Source organism: Prochlorococcus sp. G4PB16, assembly GCF_059772465.1.
Genome location: NZ_CM186289.1, coordinates 1,310,099 through 1,334,524 on the forward strand (window position 1 = coordinate 1,310,099; position 24,426 = coordinate 1,334,524).

The 24,426-nt window shown below is 36.0% G+C and carries 21 protein-coding genes and 1 tRNA gene; 16 read left to right on the forward strand and 6 right to left on the reverse strand.

Annotated elements, in window-relative coordinates; translation table 11 throughout:
- Nucleotides 1–6: 6 nt before the first annotated feature.
- Together AC6EIZ_RS07560 and AC6EIZ_RS07565 are read right to left on the reverse strand one after the other, a co-directional pair.
- Nucleotides 7–357 (reverse strand): AIR synthase, encoded by a 351-nt coding sequence (locus AC6EIZ_RS07560; protein ID WP_498510135.1) that lies wholly within the window; start codon nt 355–357, stop codon nt 7–9.
- A gap of 19 nt (nt 358–376) precedes the next feature.
- Nucleotides 377–448: transfer RNA gene (locus AC6EIZ_RS07565), tRNA-Val, on the reverse strand.
- A 140-nt stretch (nt 449–588) separates the two neighbouring features.
- On the opposite strand from AC6EIZ_RS07565, the gene mazG reads away from it, so the two are divergent.
- The 10 genes from mazG (at nt 589) to AC6EIZ_RS07615 (ending at nt 11,860) form a co-directional block, all read left to right on the forward strand.
- A complete protein-coding gene (mazG, locus tag AC6EIZ_RS07570) occupies nt 589–1,401 on the forward strand; it encodes a nucleoside triphosphate pyrophosphohydrolase (RefSeq protein ID WP_498510137.1) in 813 nt (270 codons plus the stop codon).
- A 10-nt stretch (nt 1,402–1,411) separates the two neighbouring features.
- Entirely contained in the window at nt 1,412–2,278 is an 867-nt protein-coding gene (gene speE / locus AC6EIZ_RS07575; RefSeq protein ID WP_498510139.1) for a polyamine aminopropyltransferase, read from the forward strand.
- Entirely contained in the window at nt 2,275–3,168 is an 894-nt protein-coding gene (speB, locus tag AC6EIZ_RS07580; RefSeq protein ID WP_498510141.1) for an agmatinase, read from the forward strand. Before speE ends, speB begins: the two co-directional genes overlap by 4 nt.
- Before the next feature lie 371 nt (nt 3,169–3,539).
- The gene (gene gcvT, locus AC6EIZ_RS07585) at nt 3,540–4,658 is read left to right on the forward strand and encodes a glycine cleavage system aminomethyltransferase GcvT (RefSeq protein ID WP_498510143.1); all 1,119 of its coding nucleotides are present in this window, start codon (nt 3,540–3,542) and stop codon (nt 4,656–4,658) included.
- Nucleotides 4,659–4,732: 74 nt separating this feature from the next.
- The gene (aspS, locus tag AC6EIZ_RS07590) at nt 4,733–6,553 is read left to right on the forward strand and encodes an aspartate--tRNA ligase (protein ID WP_498513226.1); all 1,821 of its coding nucleotides are present in this window, start codon (nt 4,733–4,735) and stop codon (nt 6,551–6,553) included.
- 103 nt (nt 6,554–6,656) lie between these two features.
- Complete coding sequence (gene pyrG, locus AC6EIZ_RS07595; protein ID WP_498510145.1) at nt 6,657–8,324, forward strand: CTP synthase; 1,668 nt, start codon at nt 6,657–6,659, stop codon at nt 8,322–8,324.
- Complete coding sequence (locus AC6EIZ_RS07600; protein ID WP_498510147.1) at nt 8,325–8,966, forward strand: 7-carboxy-7-deazaguanine synthase QueE; 642 nt, start codon at nt 8,325–8,327, stop codon at nt 8,964–8,966.
- 46 nt (nt 8,967–9,012) lie between these two features.
- On the forward strand, nt 9,013–9,690 hold the full coding sequence (queC, locus tag AC6EIZ_RS07605; protein WP_498510149.1) for a 7-cyano-7-deazaguanine synthase QueC: 678 nt from the start codon (nt 9,013–9,015) through the stop codon (nt 9,688–9,690).
- The gene (locus AC6EIZ_RS07610; protein WP_498510151.1) at nt 9,690–11,030 is read left to right on the forward strand and encodes an anthranilate synthase component I family protein; all 1,341 of its coding nucleotides are present in this window, start codon (nt 9,690–9,692) and stop codon (nt 11,028–11,030) included. Before queC ends, AC6EIZ_RS07610 begins: the two co-directional genes overlap by 1 nt.
- Nucleotides 11,027–11,860, forward strand: coding sequence for an aminotransferase class IV (locus tag AC6EIZ_RS07615; RefSeq protein ID WP_498510153.1), 834 nt, complete (start codon nt 11,027–11,029; stop codon nt 11,858–11,860). The genes AC6EIZ_RS07610 and AC6EIZ_RS07615 overlap by 4 nt, the downstream gene beginning before the upstream one ends.
- A gap of 13 nt (nt 11,861–11,873) precedes the next feature.
- On the opposite strand, the gene cobA is transcribed toward AC6EIZ_RS07615, so the two are convergent.
- Nucleotides 11,874–12,659, reverse strand: a complete 786-nt coding sequence (cobA, locus tag AC6EIZ_RS07620) for a uroporphyrinogen-III C-methyltransferase (protein ID WP_498510155.1) — start codon at nt 12,657–12,659, stop codon at nt 11,874–11,876.
- On the reverse strand, nt 12,656–13,468 hold the full coding sequence (locus AC6EIZ_RS07625; RefSeq protein WP_498510157.1) for a CbiX/SirB N-terminal domain-containing protein: 813 nt from the start codon (nt 13,466–13,468) through the stop codon (nt 12,656–12,658). The genes cobA and AC6EIZ_RS07625 overlap by 4 nt, the downstream gene beginning before the upstream one ends.
- Before the next feature lie 216 nt (nt 13,469–13,684).
- On the opposite strand from AC6EIZ_RS07625, the gene AC6EIZ_RS07630 reads away from it, so the two are divergent.
- Entirely contained in the window at nt 13,685–14,743 is a 1,059-nt protein-coding gene (locus AC6EIZ_RS07630) for an anthranilate phosphoribosyltransferase family protein (protein ID WP_498510158.1), read from the forward strand.
- Between the two features lie 21 nt (nt 14,744–14,764).
- Here the strand turns inward: AC6EIZ_RS07630 and AC6EIZ_RS07635 are convergent, their stop codons facing one another.
- Nucleotides 14,765–15,196, reverse strand: a complete 432-nt coding sequence (locus AC6EIZ_RS07635; RefSeq protein ID WP_498513228.1) for a GNAT family N-acetyltransferase — start codon at nt 15,194–15,196, stop codon at nt 14,765–14,767.
- 109 nt (nt 15,197–15,305) lie between these two features.
- Between AC6EIZ_RS07635 and AC6EIZ_RS07640 the strand changes: the two genes are divergently transcribed.
- From AC6EIZ_RS07640 to AC6EIZ_RS07655, 4 genes are all read left to right on the forward strand, one after another.
- On the forward strand, nt 15,306–16,553 hold the full coding sequence (locus AC6EIZ_RS07640) for an MFS transporter (protein WP_498510160.1): 1,248 nt from the start codon (nt 15,306–15,308) through the stop codon (nt 16,551–16,553).
- A 60-nt stretch (nt 16,554–16,613) separates the two neighbouring features.
- Complete coding sequence (gene ppk1 / locus AC6EIZ_RS07645; RefSeq protein WP_498510162.1) at nt 16,614–18,743, forward strand: polyphosphate kinase 1; 2,130 nt, start codon at nt 16,614–16,616, stop codon at nt 18,741–18,743.
- Between the two features lie 155 nt (nt 18,744–18,898).
- Nucleotides 18,899–19,921, forward strand: coding sequence for an RpoD/SigA family RNA polymerase sigma factor (locus AC6EIZ_RS07650; protein WP_498510163.1), 1,023 nt, complete (start codon nt 18,899–18,901; stop codon nt 19,919–19,921).
- A gap of 3 nt (nt 19,922–19,924) precedes the next feature.
- Nucleotides 19,925–20,578, forward strand: coding sequence for a diacylglycerol/polyprenol kinase family protein (locus AC6EIZ_RS07655; protein ID WP_498510165.1), 654 nt, complete (start codon nt 19,925–19,927; stop codon nt 20,576–20,578).
- A gap of 14 nt (nt 20,579–20,592) precedes the next feature.
- Here the strand turns inward: AC6EIZ_RS07655 and AC6EIZ_RS07660 are convergent, their stop codons facing one another.
- Entirely contained in the window at nt 20,593–21,663 is a 1,071-nt protein-coding gene (locus AC6EIZ_RS07660) for a 3-deoxy-7-phosphoheptulonate synthase (protein WP_498510167.1), read from the reverse strand.
- 152 nt (nt 21,664–21,815) lie between these two features.
- On the opposite strand from AC6EIZ_RS07660, the gene acnB reads away from it, so the two are divergent.
- Nucleotides 21,816–24,416 (forward strand): bifunctional aconitate hydratase 2/2-methylisocitrate dehydratase, encoded by a 2,601-nt coding sequence (gene acnB, locus AC6EIZ_RS07665; protein ID WP_498510169.1) that lies wholly within the window; start codon nt 21,816–21,818, stop codon nt 24,414–24,416.
- The last annotated feature ends 10 nt before the right edge of the window (nt 24,417–24,426 follow it).

The window sequence follows — 24,426 nt, forward strand, 5'->3', positions numbered from 1 at the left end:
TTAAAATTATTGAACTTTTGACAGTTTTCTAAAGCCTGAACCACATGGAGAAGGTTCAGCCCCTTTTGGTGTGCTAATCAGAAATCCACCTCCACTTAGATCACCAAAATAATTCAGCTTGAGACCTTGAAAAAATAGAATTTGATCTTTGCGCGCATACAAAGTAATCCCATCAGCCCTGGCGAGAGGAACACCATCGTTTTTTCCAGGTCTAATTCTGATATATTTCCAGCCCTCTCCACACTTATCATCTAATAAATCAATATGCATAACTCCAGGAGTTCCAGTAAAAGCAGCTTGCCTATTTAACTCTGCAACTGCTGTTGCTGAAATTTTTAATCCAGGACCATTTTGCATAAATAAAGAATAATTTTGATGGGCGATCCAGGGTTCGAACCAGGGACATCCTGCTTGTAAGGCAGGCGCTCTACCGCTGAGCTAATCGCCCATACAATTTTTAGTCCTTTGACTAATTCATTTACTTTATACCTCTGGCTGCTCTGTTGTTGAGAATTAATCATAATTAGATCAACGATTCAAAAAAAATCGTTTCTGAGCTTAGTAACAGCTCTCTCAAGAAAACTAGAAATGACAAACACAAGCCAAGTAAATACAGAAAATAAAATGAATAAACTCCTTGAAGTAGTTTCAGCTCTCAGGGATCCAATCAATGGCTGTCCTTGGGACCTAAAGCAAACTCATCTTTCGTTAGTCCCACATGTTCTAGAGGAAGCCTATGAAGTTGCTCACGCAATACGAGAAGAAAATCCTGATGAATTAAAAGAAGAACTTGGAGATCTCCTACTACAAATAATTTTGCATGCTCAAATAGCAAAAGAACAAAACTTATTTGATATCACAGACGTCTTTGACATAATCACTGATAAAATCATTCGAAGGCATCCACATGTATTTAAAAATAAAGTAAAAGTTAGTATCGAAGAAGTAGAAGAATCTTGGGAACAAATCAAGAATAATGAAAAACAATTAACTAATTCAAAAACCCCGATTAGTGACCGATTAAAACTAAAGATAAAACCACAGCCTTCTACTAAAGCAGCACTAATTATCTCCAAAAGAGCTTCAAAGAACGGATTCGAATGGGAAAAGATTGATCAAATATGGGATAAATTATATGAAGAATTAGAAGAATTAAAAGATGCATTAAAAAAAGAAAATACTTCGGAGGCTGAAGCGGAAATAGGAGACGTATTATTTACATTGATAAATATTGCAAGATGGAATAAAATATCGATAGATGAAGGACTAGCAAAAACTAATAAAAGATTCCTAGAACGATTAGCATATATAGAAGAAAATATAGATGGCGAATTACATTCGCAATCAAAAAAGAAATTAGAAAAATACTGGGAATTAGCGAAGATCAATCTCAAGCATTAATATTATAATTATGAATTACAAAATAAAAACAAGAACAGAGTGGCTTGACGAGTATCATCAAGGTGTTAGATATGGACTACAGGGAAAATTAATAGTAGAAGAATCTAGTCCTTTCCAAAAAATTACCATATATGAAAGCATAAGATACGGGAAAGCACTATTGCTTGATGATTGTTGGATGACAGCAGAAAAATCTGAGAAGTATTATCACGAATGTCTTATTCATCCTGCCTTGTGTAGTCCGATACAAATAGATAGTATTTTAATTATCGGAGGAGGTGACGGGGGTAGTGCAAGAGAATGTTTAAAATATAAAGAAGTAAAGTCTATCGATTTAGTTGAAATCGATATCAGAGTTATTGAATTAAGTCAAAAGTATTTACCTAACATTGGAGGAAATGCATGGTCTGATTCAAGATTGAATTTACAAATCAAGAATGGGATTGATTGGGTAAAACATACAAAAGAGAATTCATATGATGTGATTATTATTGATGGCTCAGATCCAATTGGACCGTCCAAAGAATTATTCAGCAATTCTTTTCTCAAAGATTGCAAACGTATCCTTAAACCAGGAGGGGTTTTGGCAACACAAAGTGAATCGCCAGAATCTTTTCAGCAAATTCATATAAATATTGTCAAAGTTCTTCGTGAAATTTTTGACTACGCAGATCCAATGTATGGATCTGTATCAATATACCCAAGCGGGTTATGGAGCTGGACATTTGCATCTATGGAGAGGCCAAAATATATGCATCCCCAAAAAAGTCGAGTAGAAGAGATCTCCGAAAATTGTCAAATTTGGAGTGAGCGATGGCAACAGGGTGCATTCAACGCTATTCCTGCATTCATCGAAAGAGAGCTAGCAAAAATATGACCAAACCCAACCGCAAAGATCTATCAGTATTCAATAACGATGGTGCAATATTTATGGGTGCACAAAGAGGCATCGATCAATGCAGAGTTTCGCTTTTAGGAATTCCTTATGATGGAACTTGTTGCTTTAGACCTGGTGCAAGATTTGGTCCTTCATCTATTAGGGAAGATAGTTATGGAATTGAAACATATTGTCCGCAATTAAATTTGGATTTAGAGGATATAAACTTTGCTGATTTAGGTTCCTTAGATGTTTCCCTTGGAAATGCAAAGTTAACACTTGATTGTATTAGAGATGCTACAGATATCTTAATTAAACATAATTTAAAGCCTCTTATTATTGGTGGAGAACATTCGATAACAATTGGGGTTATTCAATCAATAATTACTAATTATCCTGAATTAATTATGCTTCAATTAGATGCTCATGCAGACCTTAGAGATGAATGGTTAGGTAGTAAATTTAGTCATGCATGTACTATGAAAAGATGTTTAGAAATACTACCAAGCAAAAAGATTTTTCAAATAGGAATAAGAAGTGGCACAAAATCAGAATTTCTTGAAATGAATAATACTAAAAGATTAATTCAACATACTTTAGGAGAGAATGCAAAATCTTTAGAAGAAACTCTAAAAAGTTTTCAAGGGACACCAATCTATTTAACTTTTGATTTAGATTGGTTTGATCCATCCATAATGCCTGGAACAGGAACTCCTGAGCCAGGAGGCTATTTCTGGCGAGATTTTGCCGCAATAATAGATGTGATTAAGTCTCATAACTTAATTGGTGCTGATGTAGTCGAATTATCTCCCAAATTAGATAACAATGGTATTAGTAGCATCCTTGCTGCAAAAGTTATACGTTCATTAATTATGTTGTTAGACAAATGACCCTAGAAAATTTGAATTGAAATTCTCACTCAACTAATATCTTTCCAAAATCGAGTTGTTGATGAACAAATTTTTCAGAAATCTTTTGGAAGCTAGGTTCTTTTTTTATCCAATGACCACAAGAAACAAATGAAGATATCTCAGAATGTATTTTTATCTTTCTAAGTTTGCACCATGAGAATGAATCAAAATGACTTGAAACGCACTGATTGCAGCTCCTACAAGATCTTTTTGCAGTCATCAAGTCTTAACCCAAGACTCATAGAGTAGTAAAACTTTCCGGATCGAGCCACAAAGCATTAAATTTAGTTTTAGAAATTCTGATAGGTTCACGTTATTAATTGTGAATTTCTTTTAGCGTTCAACAAAAAATGAAATTACTGCAAACCCCTCTTTATCAAGAATGCAAAAATTTAGGCGGTAAAATGGTCCCTTTTGCAAATTGGGAAATGCCTGTTAGTTTTTCGGGGTTAATCGACGAACACAATGCAGTCAGAAAAAATGTTGGAATGTTCGACATATCTCACATGGGTGTTGTCCAATTAAAAGGTAAAAATATCAAGAGCGCATTACAAAATTTAGTTCCCTCAGACGTTTTTCGAATAGGACCTGGTGAAGCGTGTTATACAGTCTTTTTAAAAGAAAATGGAGGAATTCAAGACGATCTAATCATTTATGATCAAGGTATTTTAGAAACAAAAGAAGAAAGTATAGTTCTAGTAATTAATGCCGCGAGAAAAGAATCTGACATCGAATGGTTGAGTTCAAATCTTTCTAACAAGGAAATCACAATATCCGAATTCATGCCAGAGGGCGCATTAATTGCCATCCAAGGTCCAGAATCAATCCATACATTTGAGAAAATTCTACAAGAGCCTTTATCGGATTTGCCACGTTTTGGTCACAGAACTATTACTTCTAATCCCAATATAATCAACTCACAAGAATCAATTTTTATTGCACGAACTGGTTATACAGGAGAGGAAGGTTTCGAGTTTTTGTCTTCGGCAGAAACAGCAAAGTCCATCTGGAAAAGCCTTGTAGCATCAGGAGTTACTCCTTGCGGGCTAGGAGCAAGAGATACACTGCGATTAGAAGCTTCTATGCATTTATATGGCAACGATATCAACTTAGATACAACTCCATTTGAAGCTGGTTTGGGTTGGTTAGTTCATTTAGAAATGCCTAATGATTTTATAGGTAGGAAAGCTCTAGAAAAACAGGCCGAAGATGGAACGCGAAAAAAACTTGTTGGTATTAAGGTGCAGGGTAAAGGAATCGCAAGAAAAGGATATCCAGTTTTATACAACAGCGAAGCTGTTGGGCAAGTAACTAGCGGAACTTGGTCTCCAACATTGAAAGAACCTATAGCTCTTGCTTATGTCCCTAGCGAAATTGCAAAAGTAAATACTCAATTAGAAGTAGAAATTAGAGGGAAAAAACATCCTGCAATCATCGTCAAAAGACCTTTCTACAGAAAAGATTTTTGAGCAAGTAAAAACTGTCTTGTGCATAAAAGCCGGTTTTTATGGGAAACTCATTATTCATGATGATTGAGAATTTCATGCGCAATAAGACTTGTGGAGAACTACGAGCTTCCGCAATTGGCGCAAATATTCAACTATGTGGTTGGGTTGATCGCAGGAGGGATCATGGCGGAGTAATTTTTATTGATCTAAGAGACCGCTCTGGAACAATTCAAATAACAGTTGATCCAGATCAAGGTCAGAATCTTTTTAGCATCGCTGAAAGTCTAAGAAATGAGACTGTTCTTCAAATCAATGGATTAGTAAGAGCAAGACCTGAAGAAGCTATTAATACAAAAATCCCAACTGGTGAAGTAGAAGTCTTAGCTGAAAATATAAAAATTCTGAATGCTGTTACTAGTACACTCCCCTTTTCAATTTCAATTCATGATGAAGAGAGTGTTAAAGAAGAAATCAGGCTGAGGCATAGATATTTGGATCTAAGAAGAGAGAGAATGAATAAAAATCTTCGATTGAGACATAACACAGTCAAAGCAGCTAGAAGTTTTCTTGAAAACGAAGGATTTATAGATGTTGAAACACCTATTTTGACTCGATCAACTCCCGAAGGAGCAAGAGATTACTTAGTCCCCTCACGTGTGTGCGGTGGCGAATTTTTTGCATTGCCGCAATCACCACAATTATTCAAACAATTATTGATGGTTGGTGGCATTGAACGTTACTACCAAGTTGCACGCTGTTTTCGTGATGAAGATTTACGCGCAGACAGGCAACCAGAATTTACGCAATTAGATATTGAAATGAGTTTTATGGAGGAAACAGAAATAATTGATTTAAATGAGAGGTTAATTGTAAACATCTGGAAAAAAATCAAAGGAATTGATCTCCCAACTCCATTTCCAAGGATGACTTGGCAAGAGGCTATGGATCGGTTTGGAACTGACAGGCCTGATACTCGATATGGAATGGAACTTGTTAACACAAGTGATTTATTTTCTAAAAGTGGATTTAAAGTTTTTTCAAATGCTATTTCTTCTGGTGGATGCGTCAAATGCATCACCATTGAGGAAGGAAATAATTTAATTAGTAATGTAAGAATAAAACCAGGTGGAGATATTTTTAGCGAAGCCCAAAAGGCTGGCGCTGGAGGGCTAGCCTTTATCAGAGTTAGAGATAATGAAGAAGTCGATACTATTGGAGCCATAAAAGAAAATTTAACTACCTCACAGATAAAAGAACTCCTATCAAAAACCCAAGCGAAAGCTGGTGATTTAATCCTTTTTGGTGCAGGACCCACAAATATTGTTAATAGAACCTTAGATAGAGTTCGTCAATTTATAGCTCAAGATCTAAAAATTATTTCCGAGAACGGATTAAAAACACAATGGAATTTTCTTTGGGTCACTGATTTTCCTATGTTTGAATTCAATTCTGATGAAAATCGTCTGGAAGCCATTCATCATCCTTTCTGCGCTCCGAAGCCTGAGGATATTGGTGAATCAAAAAACTTATGGAAAGACAAATTACCCAGAGCAAATGCACAAGCATATGATCTAGTTCTCAATGGACTAGAGATTGGTGGAGGATCTTTAAGAATTCACAACTCGGAACTTCAAAAAACTGTACTTGAAGTAATTGGTCTATCTAGTGATGAGGCAGAAGAGCAATTTGGTTTTTTAATTGATGCACTTTCAATGGGTGCTCCTCCACATGGTGGAATTGCATTTGGACTTGACAGAATAGTTATGCTTTTAGCCAATGAAGATTCAATTAGAGATACTATTGCTTTCCCAAAAACACAACAAGCTCGTTGTTCCATGGCTAAAGCCCCTGCAACGGTTGAAAACAAACAATTAGAAGACCTCAATATAACCTCGACTTGGATCGAACCTGATTAAATTGATAGAAATTAGCAGCAAAAACATTATCCTAAAGAGAAAATATGTAAATTCCTTGGCGTTTAGCTGGATCAAGGTAGCTTAAAGAATGATTGGAAAGTAAATGGCAAAATTTGTTTTCGTCACTGGTGGTGTAGTTTCAAGCATTGGCAAAGGAATTGTTGCCGCAAGTCTTGGCAGACTACTGAAGTCGAAAGGGTACAGTGTTTCGATTTTGAAGCTTGACCCATATCTAAATGTTGATCCTGGGACGATGAGCCCCTTTCAACATGGAGAAGTTTTTGTAACTGAAGACGGTGCTGAAACTGATTTAGACCTTGGGCATTATGAGCGCTTTACCGATACTGCGATGTCAAGACTAAACAGTGTAACGACAGGCTCCATTTATCAAGCTGTTATTAATAAAGAGAGACGAGGTGACTATGAGGGAAGAACAGTTCAAGTTATCCCCCACATCACTCGTGAAATTCGCGAAAGAATTAAACGTGTAGCAGACAATAGTGGTGCAGATGTAGTAATTTCAGAAATTGGAGGAACAGTTGGAGATATCGAATCTCTACCTTTTCTTGAGGCAATAAGAGAATTTAAAGGGGATGTAAAAAGAAACGATGTTGTTTATGTTCACGTCACATTATTGCCTTACATTGGTACCTCTGGAGAAATTAAAACCAAGCCAACACAGCACTCTGTCAAAGAATTACGTTCTATAGGTATTCAGCCAGATATTTTAGTTTGTCGCAGTGATAGGCCTATTAATGATGATTTAAAAAATAAAATAGGGGGTTTCTGTGGAGTTAACTCTGATGCGGTTATAGCATCTCTTGATGCTGACAGTATTTACTCAGTACCATTAGCTCTCAAAGATGAAGGACTTTGTAAAGAAGTATTAGATTGCTTGGATCTGAATGATCATGAAAGTGATTTAAAAGACTGGGAACAATTAGTTCATAAATTGCGCAATCCAGGTCCTTCTGTCAAAGTCGCATTAGTTGGTAAATATGTACAATTAAATGATGCCTACTTATCAGTAGTTGAAGCATTACGTCATGCATGTATCTCGCAAGATGCATCTTTAGATCTTCACTGGATCAATGCGGAGAACATCGAATCAGAGGGAGCAGAAAAACTACTTCAGGGAATGGACGCAATTGTCGTTCCTGGAGGTTTTGGTAACCGAGGCGTAAATGGGAAAATAGCTGCTATCAGATGGGCAAGGGAGCAAAGAGTCCCTTTTCTAGGACTTTGCTTAGGTATGCAATGTGCTGTCATTGAGTGGGCTCGCAATTTAGCTGGTTTAGAGGATGCATCTAGTGCCGAACTAAATCCAAATTCAAAACACCCTGTAATTCATTTACTGCCAGAACAACAAGACATAGTTGATCTAGGAGGAACAATGAGATTAGGAGTATATCCTTGTAGACTTCAAACAAACACAACAGGGCAAAGTTTATATAACGAAGAAGTTGTTTACGAAAGGCATAGACATCGTTATGAATTCAATAATTCATATAGGACTCTCCTAATGGAATCTGGTTATGTAATTAGTGGTACTTCACCTGATGGTCGCTTGGTAGAACTAATAGAATTAAAAAATCATCCTTTTTTTATTGCATGTCAATATCATCCAGAGTTTCTCTCTAGGCCAGGGAAACCACACCCTTTATTTAGTGGCTTAATTCAAGCGGCACAATTACGCGTACCATCCTCACCAAATGAGGCATTCAATCCAAAATCAAAAATTATTGAAAAAAAATCTCTAGAACAGCAATAAATGGAACCATCTCTACCAGTAGTGGAATGTTTTCATTCTCTACAAGGAGAAGGAGAACATGCTGGTAGAAGCGCATACTTCATTAGATTAGCTAGTTGTAAAGTTGGATGTCCTTGGTGTGATACAAAACATTCATGGAATTCCGAACTTCACCCACAAAAAAGTTTAATAGATTTATCAATTAACACAGCTAAAGCTCAAAAAGAAGGTGCAGCTTTTGTTGTAATCACTGGAGGTGAGCCATTACATCATAATTTAGATCATCTATGCAGAGAAATTAGAAAGTCTACACTCAACCCAGAGAAAAAATCTATTCCAATTCATCTCGAAACCAGTGGCGTAGATAGATTAAGTGGCAACCCAGATTGGATAACATTATCTCCTAAACGGCATTCTCCTCCACGCCTTGATAATCTCTTCGCTTGCCAAGAATTAAAAGTTGTTATACAGAATGCTGAAGATTTACTTTTTGCTAAAAAAATGAATACTTTAATAAAAAACAATGGAAACATTAAACCTCAATTATTTTTGCAAGCAGGATGGGACAATGAAGAGGGGCAAACACTCGCAATCAAGTTTGTAAAAAATAATCCGGATTGGAGATTAAGTATGCAAACTCACAAATGGCTAGGTGTACTCTAACCATCTAGATTAATGAGATTTTGCTTCATTGGATTAAAAAAAAATAATGATTAAACAGACAACAATTGCATTACTGTCCGGAGGAATTGATTCAGCTACAGCTGCTTGTATCGCTATGGAAGCTGGGCAAAAAGTAATTGGTTTATCATTTGATTATGGCCAACGACATTTGAAAGAATTACAAGCAGCAGCAGATTTAGCAAAAGATTTAAATCTTGAAGATCATATAACAGTCAAGATTGATTTATCTTCTTGGGGTGGATCCTCCTTAACCGATACGTCACAAAAAATACCCACTAAAGGCATACAAAAAAATACCATTCCTAACACTTACGTTCCAGGTAGAAATACAATCTTTGTTGCTATTGGTTTAAGTCTTGCAGAGGCTCGTGGTGCAAATCGAATAGCATTAGGCATTAATGCAATGGATTATTCTGGATATCCAGACTGTAGGCCGGATTATTTAGAGGCATATCAAGAATTAGCCAACTTATCCAGCAGAGTAGGGCGTGAAGGGAAAGGTATAAAACTGTGGGCTCCACTACTGAATTGGGAAAAAACTTTAATTTTTAAAGAGGCATTACGCTTACAAATTCCTATAGAAAAAACATGGAGTTGCTATAAAGGTGAAAAGCAACCGTGTGGTAAGTGTGATAGTTGTCGTATTAGAGATAGAGCATTAAAAGAAATAGGTCGCGAAGATCTATGTAGTCAAGATATCTAGTGAATAACATTAAACGACAACTATGTCAGTGGGAATCACCTGAGCTAGTAGCTCACAAATTGATTCAAGAATGGGGAGAGGCTGGATTTATATGGCTTGATGGTGATGGGAGTGATTTAGGTCGATGGGTTACCTTGGGAATTAATCCTTTAAAGCAGTTTTGTTCTAGAGAATTAGGAATTTCAAAAAAGAATTCAAATCCTTTTAAAATTTTACGCGAATTACCACCGGGACATTGGACTGGATGGCTGAGTTATGAAGCAGCATCTTGGACAGAGCCACAAAATCCATGGCAAACAAGTTCTATGGCAACTTTATGGATAGCCTCTCATGACCCTATATTAAAATTTGATCTTCAAAAGAAAGAGCTATGGCTAGAAGGCCAAGATCAAAAGCGCCTGTCGATTATGGAAAATTTTCTAAAGAGTACTTTTAATCACAAGCTTTCCAAGACTTGTACTGAAGCAACAAAACAAACAGAACGCAGGCATAGTATCCCCCTAGACTCCTGGGACTGGAAGTTAACAAATCAAGAATATTCTGAAAGAGTTGATGAGATCAAAAAATGGATTGCTAACGGTGATATTTTTCAGGCTAATTTAACTACTTCATGCCAAGCATTGCTACCCGAGTCCATGAGGCCAATAGACATATATTCAAAACTCAAAAAATGCTCTCCCGCTCCATTTGCTGGAGTAATTATCGGAGATCAAATGGCAAAAGGAGAAGCTATTATATCAACCTCACCTGAAAGATTTCTAAAAGCCTTACCAAGTGGCGAGGTAGAAACAAGACCAATCAAAGGAACTAGACCCAGAGATAGAGATCCAGAAAAGGATGCTGATTGGGCAGCAGAGCTTATATGTAGTCAAAAAGATCATGCCGAGAACATAATGATTGTAGATCTATTAAGAAATGATCTTGGAAGAGTATGCAAGCCTGGTTCAATCAATGTTCCTCATCTACTAGTTTTAGAGAGCTATTCTCAAGTTCATCATCTCACTTCAGTAGTTAAAGGTAAACTCAATCCAAGTAAAACTTGGGTTGACTTGCTTGAAGCCTGCTGGCCAGGTGGTTCAATAACAGGAGCACCCAAGCTTAGAGCTTGTAAAAGATTGTATGAACTTGAACCATCAGCTAGAGGTCCATATTGTGGATCAATACTAAATATTAATTGGGATGGCGTACTTGATAGCAATATTCTGATTCGATCTTTAATTATTAAAGAATCCTCAATCACTGCTCATGCTGGATGTGGAATTGTTGCAGATTCAGATAGCAAAAAAGAAGCTGAAGAAATGAATTGGAAATTAATGCCACTTTTAAAAGCATTAACATGATTGAAAATAAAAGCAAAAAATTAGGCTGGATTAATGGTCACTGGGGAGTCTTCAAAGATTTAAAAGTCCCACTTAATGATCGAGGGCTGAACTTCGCGGATGGCATCTTTGAAACGATTTTCATTTTAAATGGAATTCCACAGCTTCTAGATGAGCATTTGAATAGATTGGAAAAAAGTGCAAGTATCTTAGAAATGAATTCACCACCATCAAAAGCATGGTTGATTTCACTCATTGAAGATGGCATTAATCGAGCACAATTAAATAATAACAATGGAGTCATTCGTATTAATTGGACTAGAGGAGAATCTGAACAACGTGGAATTGATATCAGTCAGACAAGCCATAATAATTTTTGGTTGGAGATGGATTCTTGTCAACCAAATTTTAAATCTATATCTACAGTAATTAGCCAAGCTGAAAGAAGAAATTCTTTTAGTCGATTGAGTTATTGTAAAACATTTTCCTATAACCAAGGGATTCAAGCGCGCATAGAGGCAAAAAATGCAGGCTTTAATGATGCAATATTATTAAATATTCAAGGTGAAATATGTTGCGCCACTACAGCAAATATATTAGTAAAAAGAGAAAATAATTGGTTGACTCCACCATCTAATAGTGGTTGTCTACCTGGCATAATGCGTCAACGAGGAATTGATTTAAATATAATAAAAGAGAACATCATTGAGGCCACACCTCAAGATAATGATGAATGGTTCTTAATTAATAGTTTGAGTTGTCGGCCAATTAAACAGATAAATAAAAAAAAGTTGAGGGTCAAAACAAACCCTAAAGACTTTTGGCTAAACCTATTGAAATCTGCAGAGTGATTGTCGCTTTTAACTAGATTGGAATTGGGAACGTAACATCAGCAGGTGGAGGAGAACAAGCCTCTACTTGGAAATCAACAACAGACCCTATTACAACGATAGAGGGAGAGATGAAATTTTCGGCTTCTACTCGATCAAAAAGAGTCTCTAATGATGACTTTATAAAGCGTTGTCCAACAACAGTTCCCTGCTGAATCACTGCTGCAGGTGTGGTTGGATTCATTCCCCCAGCAATTAACTCTGTGGAGATAAATTTTAAATTATAAACACCCATATATATGACTAATCCATCACTGGATTGAGCTAGAGAGCGCCAATCAACTGCTGGACGCTTTTTATCAATTCCTTCATGTCCAGTCACAAAAGTTACTGAAGATCCAGCAAGCCTATGAGTAATAGGTATACCTAAATAAGCTGGAGCAGCGATGCCAGATGTAACTCCGGGTACAACTTGAACTGGCACACCTTTTTTAGCAAGATAGGCAGCTTCTTCCGCACCTCTACCAAATAAGAATGGATCACCTCCTTTTAATCGGACTATGCAAGAACAACTCTTAGCTAAATCAAAAAGAATATGATTCGTTTTTCTTTGAGGAACTGAATGGTGACCACGTCTCTTACCAACTGAGTGAAGTTGGCACTTTGCAGATACTAAGTTTAGCAACTCAACTGGAACTAAAGAGTCGTATACAAGAGCATCACATTGCCTAATTAATCTTTGTGCTTTAACTGTTAACAAATCAGGGTCGCCAGGCCCTGCTCCGACCAGATAAACAGTACCAAGCTGTTCTGTGGTCATGGCAAGTTTCCTAAGATATTTATAAGACCTCGATGAATCATTTCAATTTCAAGCAAAGATTTGAGCTGTTTTCCTTTACTATCAATTTCGACATTTTTATTTGGGGTTAAAAAATAAGGAACAGGAAAATAGTTCTTTTCACCATACAAAATTTCTTGGTTCCATCTGGACCATGAATATAATGGAATGTCTAAGACATTTTCCAATGATTTCACGAAAACACTAGAGGTCTCTGAAAAAACAGGATGATGAATCAATGCAGGTTTATCAAAAGAACTATGATTACTTATCCAATCACCTATTAATGATAGCCATGGGTGAAAAGAACCTAAAAAAGGAAACAATTTAATATTTTTACCATCGTCCTGAAAACGTTTGAATATTTTTGGAACATCATTACAGACATGAGTGCCAGGTAACAAAAACAGGGGAACCAATAACATTGATTTTTTACCAATCTCAACTTGAGGTGGAACTTCTTGAGTCAAAGCCTCTATAGAAACAGATCTATTCTTGTATCTTTTTAATTGTTCTATTGTGGAAATGAGAGATGAATGAATTTCCCCACCTTTAGAGCCATGCACAAGTAAATGTAAATGATGATCAGTCTTCAGATCAGTTCTGTTCGGTAACAAAGACAACCCTTCACTAATACCTGTAAATGTATTACTAATTCCAGTTAACTCACCAAAAGCCAAATCATGACAAACCTTAGACGCTTCAGAACTAATAGTTTCATTTGAGGAGGGAGTCTTCGTTGGAATGCTATCAAGACCCAAAGAAGAAAAAGATTTAAAAGTACTTTTCATCGAGACCTATTTGCAGTGCAAGAAGTATGGAAAATGCTCAAAAATCAAACAATTAGGAGCATTGAAGAAAATGGAAGATAATACTAAAAAAAATTGAGACCAATTGAGACCGATCAATCAAAGCGATAATCTTGTTTTAGATTTAGATAAAATTAAAAAAAATACTCAACGCAACGAACTTGCATAGAAAACTAACCTTTCAAAACAAACACACGAATGTCATATAAATACGAAGAATTTAAAACTTATTTAAGAAAAATAGGAAGTGGGCAATTTACAGGAAAAAGTCTAACTCGTGAAGAAACTAAAGCAGCTATCAAATTGATGCTGAAAGAAGAAGCAAGTGCAGCACAAATTGGTGGTTTCATGATTGCACATAGAATTAGACGTCCTATCCCGGAAGAATTAGCCGGGATGATTGATGCCTATATAGAACTAGGACCAAAAATTCAATCACCCAGTAATCAACGTCAACCTATATTTTTTGGGATGCCTTTTGATGGTCGAAAAAAAACTGCACCTCTATATCCTCTAACAACCTTACTATTACTAACGCAAAAACAGCCTGTTATTTTGCATGGTGGTTCTCGTATGCCTGTGAAATACGGCGTTACACATAACGAACTCTTTCAAGCCCTAGGATTAAATTTAACTGGTCTTTCAATTTCTCAACTACAAAGTTTTTTCAACCATAACGAACTGGCTTTAATTCATCAGCCAGATCATTTCCCACTAGCTGAAAATTTAATACCTTATAGAGATCAAATAGGTAAACGACCACCGCTATCCAGTATGGAATTAATCTGGACATGTCATCAAGGAAAGCATCTACATATAAGTGGCTATGTTCATTCTCCAACTGAAGAAAGGCACTGGAAAACACTTGAGCTTATGGATGAAGAAAACGTAATTACTGTTAAAGGACTTGAAGGTGGGATCGATCTTTCAATAAGTCGCTCATCAACAATTGGTCAGTATAAAAATCAAAATGGAACTAGAGCGGTTTTTCATCCCAAAGACTTTGAATATTCAGGACAAGATCTTGAATGGACCAACATCGAAGACTGGCAGAGATTTGCTTTCCAAGCTCTTAATGGCGAAGGCCCGTTAATTAAAGCACTAGAATGGAATGCGGGTATTTACTTTTTTTATGCAGGCTTATGTTCTGATATTAAAGTTGGAATTAATAAAGCAAAAGAAGTAATCAATTCAGGATTTGCTTTAAAGCACCTAGAAAAATTAATCAATTGGAGACAAGCAAATATTGATTCCTAAGAAAACCTTTTAAAAAGATATTCAATGCAAAGTTTTTGCCATTAAATATCGTAAAAAATGAACACCTCCTATTTGAATTTCCTCAGGAGCAATAATTGTCCATCCATGACGTAAAAACAATTGATAGCTACATAAACTTGCCTCTGTTTTTAAATTTATAGGTCTATCTTTAAGAGTATCTTCCTCAATTTGATGTAATAAAGCTGTAGCGTGACCCTGTCGTGACGAACGCCCTCGACAATAAAGTAATGCCAAACGATTAGTTGGATATCTCAAAGCAAATGCTTCAATCGTCTTATTAACACAACTCACCCAACCAACTCCTTCCTTAAGAGGTTTATCTAAAATCCCAGGGAGATAAGCCAAGGAAGACCAAGCATCAATCTGTTTTTGGTTATATAAGGTTTTATCACAAGTTCGAATAGCATCTTCATAAACTTCTCTCAAAGCCATTTCATCTGAACTCTCACAAGGTCGCAAATATCGATTTAGACTGTGTCTACCTAAAGATGTCAAATTCACTGACAGTATGAGAGGGTGAATAAATTATGAGCTATTTGCTTTGAGAAGGCTAAAGATTCCCACCCTTTTAGGAGCTTTCATAACACTTCTAGATGATCGATTAGGTGAAACCATTGTTTTACCTTTATTACCTTTTTTATTAGAACAATTCACTACAAGCGCAACGACTCTTGGTTTTCTAACTGGTACTTATGCAATATCTCAGTTTGCTGCAGCACCATTGATTGGTGCTATGAGTGATCGTTTTGGTCGTAAGCCAATAATGATCACATGTGTATCAGGTTCAGTAATAGGAATATGTTTATTTGCAATTACTGTAAGCTTGAATTGGGGTAATTATTTACCTTTATGGGCATCAATTTTACCATTATCTTTGCTATTCCTAGCAAGAATAATTGATGGAATAAGTGGAGGTACTGCCGCCACCGCTACTACAATACTTGCAGATATTTCAACTCCCGAAAATCGCGCAAAAACTTTTGGTTTGATTGGAGTAGCTTTTGGTTTAGGTTTTATTTTAGGACCAGGATTAGGAACAGCTCTAGCCAAATTTAGCGTAACTTTACCTGTATGGGTCGCAAGCGGATTCGCAATATTTAATCTGATTTTTGTAATTTTATTTTTACCTGAAACACTTCCTAAAAACAAAAGAAATCTATTACCAAGAAAAAGAGATTTAAATCCAATTAGTCAACTACTAATTGTATTTAAAAACCCCTTAGCTAGAAGACTTTGCTTATCATTTTTTGTCTTCTTTATGGCATTTAATGGTTTCACTGCTGTTTTAGTCCTTTATTTAAAGGAGAAATTTGGATGGAGTCCTGAATTATGCAGTGCTGCTTTTATTGTAGTTGGGGTTATTGCGATGATTGTCCAAGGAGGACTCATCGGTCCTCTTGTGAAAAGATTTGGGGAATCGAAATTAACGTTTACTGGTATTGGCTTTGTAATGGCAGGATGTATTCTTTTAACTCTCGCAAATATAGAGACATCAATTCCTCTCGTATTTAGTGGCGTCGCAATACTTGCAATGGGAACTGGACTAGTAACTCCTAGCCTAAGAGCATTAATTTCGAGAAGACTCAGCTCAATAGGTCAAGGCGCAGTATTAGGCAATCTGCAAGGATTACAAAGTCTAGGGACTTTTCTTGGAGCAATAGCAGCAGGACGCTCATATGATCTTTTTGGACCGAGAAGTCCATTCTTTGGGACTATATTCCTTCTACTATTTGTTATGTTTCTAATTTCAGGCAACAGTAGTAATAACAAGCAAAAAGTAATCTCCTAGACTGATAGTTGATCAAGATATTAAAATAATAATTAGAAATTGAATAAATTGGTTATAGAAATGACTAGTCCAAAAATCAATAATGAAACTTATATAAATCGTGAACTAAGTTGGATAGATTTTAATAAACGTGTGTTAGAACTTGCTGTAGAAGAGGAAACGCCATTACTAGAAAAAATTAAATTCAGTTCAATCTTTAGCAATAATTTAGACGAATTTTTTATGGTTAGAGTTGCTTCATTAATATCACAAGTAGAAGGTGGAATCTCAAAAAGAAGCCAAGATGGTAAATCTCCAGAAGAGCAACTTGTCGATATTCGAAATTATTTAGATCCTATTTTAAAAACGCAGCAATATAAAACAAGACAATATATAGAAAAGGACTTCAAGAAAAATAATTTATTCATACTTGAATATAAAGATTTGAATGAAAGACAAAAGGTTTGGATAGATAATTATTTTACAACTGCAATTTTTCCTATACTAACCCCCTTGGCAGTTGATCCATCTCATCCATTTCCTTTTATAAGTAATCTTAGTTTAAATTTAGCTGCAATTATCGTAGATAGTGAATCAGATAAAGAACAATTTACCCGTATAAAAATTCCTGGGGAGAGTATTTCTAGATTTATAAGTATTCCAGTTGAACTACATGATAATGAATCAACAAAATACACAGGAATTGCCATTGAGCAAATCATTGCAAATAATCTATCCATGCTTTTCCCTGGAATGGGTGTTAAAGAATATTCTTTCTTTCGCGTTACAAGAGATGCTGATTTAGAGCTTCGAGACATTGAAGCTGATGATTTAATGAGCGCGCTAGAAGAAGGGTTACGCAAACGTCGCAAAGGAGGTGAAGTAGTTAGGCTAGAAGTCTCTACAAATACGCCAAAAGTAATTCTTGATCTTTTACAAGAAGGAATGAATATTGACAAAGAAAATTTATACCAAATTGAAGGGTTACTAGCATTAGATGAATTAATAGAATTAACAACTTTTAATCTTCCAAAATTAAAATTTAAAGAGCATCAAGGTATCACTCATAATTCACTCAAAAATAGTCAATTGCGAGAACAAGAAGAAGTAGATCCTAGAAATAAAAGCAATTTTAAAAGTATATTCTCCATTATTCGCCGTAATGATTTACTAGTACATCACCCATACAATCTTTTCTCGACGTCAGTCGAGGAGCTTATTAATCAAGCTGCGGAAGACAAGCAAGTCATGGGAATTAAAATGACCTTGTATAGAATTGCCAAAGACTCTTTAATTATTGATGCACTTATAAGAGCTGCTGAGAAAGGCAAGCAAGTAATGGCTCTCGTTGAACTAAAAGCAAGATTTGATGAAGATAATAATATCCAATGGGCAAAACAATTAGAGCAGGCTGGAGTTCATGTTGTATATGGAGTCATTGGACTGAAAACTCATACAAAAATCGCCTTAATCATAAGAAAAGAAAAAAACAGATTAAGAACATACTTTCATATTGGGACAGGCAATTATAATTCAAAAACATCTAAAACATATACAGATTTTGGGTTATTATCTTGTCAACCTGAGCTCGGTCAAGATCTTATTGAACTATTTAATTATCTTACTGGATTTGCTAAACAACAATCCTACAGAAAATTATTAGTTGCACCTGTAACTCTTAGAAATGGAATAGAAAAGCTAATAAAAAGAGAAATCAATTACGCAAAAAATGGCTTATCGGCAAGGATAATAGCCAAGATGAATTCCCTAGTGGATCCAGAAATTATAAAACTACTTTATATAGCATCACAAGAAGGAGTAAAAATTGAACTTATAATTAGAGGAATGTGTTGCCTATATCCTCAGAAAAAAGGCTTTAGCGAAAATATAAAAGTAACAAGCATTATTGGTAGATTCTTAGAGCATTCAAGAATCTTTTGGTTTAATAACGATGGAGATGCAGAAGTATTTATTGGTAGTGCAGATTGGATGAGGCGTAATTTAGATAGAAGAGTTGAAGCAGTTACACCTATTGAAGACAATAAAATTAAAAAAGAAATTAAACATTTATTAGATTCTTATTTAGAAACAAGTAAAGACTCTTGGAACATGCAAAGTGATGGTAGCTACACCAAAAATCAAATTGTGAATGATAAGAATAAATATATTCAAGAAAAAATTATTAAGCTATACAAAAAAGAAGAAAATTGAAAAATTTCAAAGCTTTTGTCAAAACATTTAATCTATTTTTTTGATGCGCTTTATACCTAATTAGGCAAAAAGTCATAAATTTTTCGTTTCAATTAGTCAACTTCTCCTTATAAGTGCTAACTTCTTAATAAATCTAATTTCAAGAGGCCAGGGTGATGGGGATCCCGCTGGAATCTGCCAAGGAAATTTCTGATGTTTCATCAGGGAAATCTATTTCGGCAAGCAAAAGCCAAAAACTATCTGCATCAATTGTAAGTAGTCAAAAATCTCGAGGTTCTAGAAGACAAAGTAATCGTCTAGCTACTGATGCAATAGGTTTCTATCTCTCAAGTATTGGAAGAGTCCCACTGCTTACTCCTGCGGAAGAAATTGAGCTTGCTCATCATGTGCAACAAATGAAAGATTTGTTGAGCCTTCCTCTTGAAGAACGCTCCAGCCGCCAGAAACACAAAATAAAAATGGGTAAGCGGGCAAGAGATCGAATGATGGCTGCAAATCTGAGACTTGTTGTAAGTGTTGCAAAAAAATATCAAAACCAAGGTCTCGAATTACTCGATTTAGTTCAAGAAGGTGCAATTGGATTAGAAAGAGCTGTTGATAAATTTGATCCTGCAATGGGTTATAAATTCTCAACCTATGCCTACTGGTGGATAAGACAAGGTATGACTCGTGCCATTGATAACAGTGCTAGAACTATTCGACTGCCAATACATATCAGCGAAAAACTTTCAAAAATGCGTCGCATATCGCGTGAATTATCTCATCGATTTGGTAGGCAACCAAATCGACTAGAATTGGCAAACGCCATGGGAATTGAACCTCAAGATCTTGAAGATTTAGTGTCGCAAAGCGCGCCATGTGCGTCTCTTGATGCTCATGCAAGAGGCGAAGAAGATCGAAGTACTCTTGGAGAACTAATTCCAGATCCAAATTCTGATGAGCCCATGGAAGGAATGGATAGAAGTATTCAAAAAGAACACCTTGGAGGATGGTTATCTCAATTAAATGAGAGAGAGCAAAAAATTATGAGACTTCGCTTTGGCCTCGATGGAGAAGAACCACTTACTCTTGCTGAAATTGGAAGACAAATAAATGTTTCGAGAGAACGTGTAAGACAGCTTGAGGCAAAAGCCATTTTGAAATTGAGGGTAATGACTACTCATCAAAACGCTGCTTAACCATTGCCTATTCAAATAGCTATTTTTGTTATTGCGTTATGGATAATTATAATTTTGTTAATTGCATTTTTATGTAAAAGATATTTTCCAAAAAAAGAAGAGTTAAGTAGAAAAATTATTCATATTGGAACAGGACCTGTAATTCTTTTAGCCTGGTTATTTGATATTCCAAAAAATATAGCTTTCTTAACTGCATTATTCATAACCCTAGCCTTAGGTATTAATTATCAGTATCGTTTATTACCTGCCATTGAGGATATCGAGAGAAAAAGTTTTGGAACAATTGCATATGGTATCAGTATCACACTTTTACTTTTACTTTTTTGGCCTCGCTATGCATCCTCTATTTCCATAGGAGTACTATCAATGGCTTTTGGTGATGGATTAGCAGGTTTAATCGGAAGGTCTATTAACTCCCCAAAATGGTTAATACTAGATCAAACGAAATCAATTGTTGGAACATTAACAATGGGATCAGTAGTAGCTATAACGACTTCAACTATCTCTGCTACCAATAATTTAGGCTTACAGCCTCTAGAAATTATAGTCATCTCGCTAATAGCAACTTTTTTAGAACAAATAAGTCCTTGGGGTATTGACAATTTAACTGTTCCTATTGGAGTAACTTGTATAGGGATATGGTTAGTAGGAATATAAGAAAGCAGCTTAATTTATTTAACTGATTCAGCTAGTTCCTCTAATAAAACTTCAGTTGTAGAAAAGCTTATGCATGCATCTGTAACACTTTGCCCATAGGTGAGTTTTGACAAATCTGAATTTAATTTCTGATTACCCTCAACAAGATGACTTTCAATCATTACGCCCATTACGTTCTTGGATCCACCTTTTAACTGTAAGGCAACATCCCGTAAAACTTCTGATTGTCTACGAAAATCTTTATTTGAGTTGCCATGACTACAATCAACCATTACTTTTTCAGGCATCTTAAATTGTGCCAATTCATCTGCAATTAAATTAATTGCATCAAGATGATAATTAGTTCCATTCTTACCACCTCTCAGAACAAGATGACCATCTGGATTACCTGTAGTACTAACTATCGAAGCATGACCATCATTATTAATTCCTAAAAAATGATGAGGTTTGGAAGCCGCTTGCATTGCATTAATCGCTATCGTTGCTGTCCCATCAGTACCATTCTTATAACCAACCGGCATTGATAATCCAGACGCCATTTCGCGATGAGTCTGACTCTCTGTAGTCCTTGCTCCAATCGCAGTCCAACTAATTAAATCAGCAATATATTGAGGAACAACTGGATCAAGTAATTCAGTTGCTGCGGGCATCCCTTTTTTGGCTAAATCAAGTAATAGACCTCTTGCCTTTCTTAAACCAGTATTGATATCGTAAGAATTATCAAGATGAGGATCATTAATAAGTCCTTTCCAACCAACAGTTGTACGTGGTTTCTCAAAATAAACACGCATAACAATCTCTAACTTTTGACTATATTTCTCTCTCAATGGGGCTAAACGATTTGCATATTCAATAGCAGCATCAACATCATGAACCGAACATGGTCCAACAATCACCAAAATTCTTGGATCATTACCATGAAGAATTGATTGAATCTTGGTTCGAGTGGTAGAAACAACTCCAGATGCTGCCTTATCCAAAGGCAAATCTCTATGAATTAATGCTGGTGACATTAATGGACGAGTCTCGACCACATGAAGGTCAGAGGTGCTATCCACCATTGAAAAATATGATGAGGTGGACATTTAAAGCGTGATCATAGATATAAGATTAGAGAAGTATCAGTCATAGGGGGGTAATAAGTGCATTATCTGAATGTTTGTTCAAGAAACATGCAGTTGTAAACAATGAAAACAAAAGGCCCTCACTCAAATACATTCTCTGTTGAGATTTAAAAATGCTAAAAACTTACTTATCACATGTTGCAGAAAGAGAAGCGTTAGGGATCCCTCCGCTGCCTTTAGATGCAAAACAGACTAAAGATTTAACAGAGTTATTAGAAAAACCAGATAAAGAATTCGATCAAAACTTCTTACTTGATCTTCTTGTTAATCGAATTCCTCCTGGAGTTGATCAAGCTTCTTATGTCAAAGCGACTTGGCTGAGCTCAATTGCTCAAGAAGAGTCAAAAAGTCCGTTAGTAAGTCCTTTAAAAGCAACTGAACTTTTGGGTACAATGATTGGGGGATATAATGTAGCAGCATTAATTGAAATACTAAAATCTAATAATAAAGAATTAGCAGCTTCAGCATGTAATGCATTAAGTAATACTCTTTTAATTTATGATGCTTTAAACGACATTTTAGAATTAGCCAAAAATAATATTTATGCAAAAAAAGTTATAAATAGCTGGGCGAATGGAGAATGGTTCACTAATAAACAACCTTTAGCTCAAGAAATAACAGTCACAGTGTTTAAAGTTGAAGGAGAAACAAATACTGACGACCTCTCTCCTGCAACTCATGCCACAACTAGACCAGATATTCCTTTACATGCTCTAGCGATGCTAGAAACTCGAGATCCAAATGGTTTAAGCACTATCAAAGAATTAAAAAAGAAAGGATATTCAATCGCATATGTTGGCGATGTCGTTGGAACAGGAAGCTCAAGAAAGTCAGCAATAAACTCTGTCCTTTGGCATACAGGACAAGACATACCATACGTGCCAAACAAAAGAGGAAGTGGGGTTGTAATAGGAGGCAAAATTGCTCCTATTTTCTTCAATACTGCAGAAGATTCAGGTGCACTTCCAATTGAATGCGATGTAAGCAATCTCAAAACAGGAGATATAATTACTATTTTCCCTTACAAAGGAGAAGTTAGAAGAAGTGAAAATGAGACAAATAGTGGAGAACTTCTATCAAAATTTGACTTAAAACCACAAACTATTACTGATGAAATAAGAGCAGGTGGGCGAATTCCATTAATGATTGGAAGAGCTTTGACAGACAAAGTTAGAACAAAATTAAAACTGCCTCCCTCTACTCTTTTTATTCGTCCTGGTGAGCCACCTGCATCAAATCATGGGTTTACACAAGCTCAAAAAATAGTTGGAAAAGCTTGCGGTTTAGAAGGCGTTCTCCCTGGTGCAAGTTGTGAGCCAATAATGACAACAGTTGGTAGTCAAGATACTACTGGTCCAATGACTAGAGATGAAATGAAAGAATTAGCCTGTTTAGGATTTTCTGCTGATTTAGTTATGCAGAGTTTTTGTCATACGGCAGCATATCCCAAGCCTGTTGATATCAAAACTCAAAAAGAACTCCCTGATTTTTTTGCTGAAAGGGGAGGCATAGCATTAAAACCCGGTGATGGAATTATTCACAGTTGGCTAAATAGGATGCTTTTGCCGGACACAGTCGGAACAGGTGGCGATAGTCATACAAGATTCCCATTGGGCATCTCATTTCCAGGAGGTTCGGGAGTTGTGGCATTTGCTGCGGCCATTGGTTCCATGCCTTTAGATATGCCGGAGTCAGTTCTTGTACGTTTTAAAGGGTCTTTACAAACTGGCGTCACTTTAAGAGATGTAGTTAATGCCATTCCTTGGATGGCCATACAAAAAGGTCTTCTAACGGTCGCAAAAGCAAACAAAGTTAACGTGTTTAATGGAAAAATATTAGAAATTGAAGGTCTACCAAACCTAAAATTAGAACAAGCCTTTGAGTTGACTGATGCAAGTGCAGAAAGATCTTGTGCTGGATGTACTATTCAACTCTCTGAATCAACAATCAGTGAATATTTAAAAAGCAATATTGTTTTACTTAAAAATATGATTGCTAGGGGATATAAAGACGCAAGAACAATAAGTAGAAGAATCAAAGAAATGGAAGATTGGTTAAAAAAACCAGATTTACTATCAGCGGACTCAAATGCTCAATATTCAGAAATCATCGAAATAAACCTGAATGAACTCAAAGAGCCTGTTTTAGCTTGTCCTAATGATCCTGATAACGTCAAACTTTTAAGCGAAGTCGCAGGCACTCCCATTCAAGAAGTTTTTATTGGTTCATGTATGACTAATATTGGTCATTATCGGGCCGCTGCAAAAATTCTCGAAGGAGAAGGAAATATAGCGGCACGATTGTGGGTATGTCCGCCAACACGAATGGACGAGGAAATTTTGAAAAAAGAAGGATACTACGAAATCTTTGAAAAAGCTGGTAGCCGAATGGAAATGCCTGGTTGTTCTCTATGCATGGGCAATCAAGCTCGTGTGGAAGATAATTCTACTGTTTTCTCAACCAGTACAAGAAATTTCAACAATAGATTAGGGAAAGGAGCCCAGGTGTTCTTAGGAAGTGCAGAACTGGCTGCTGTTTGCGCGTTGTTGGGTCATATACCTACAATTGATGAATATCTTGCAATAGCTTCCAAAAAAGTTTCCCCTTTAACTGAAGAAATATATAGATATTTAAACTTTGATGAAATCCCAAACTTTATCGAAGATGGCCGTGTAATCACAAAAGAAGAAGAGGCCTCTATTTTACAAAGCTAAATTCAGTTAA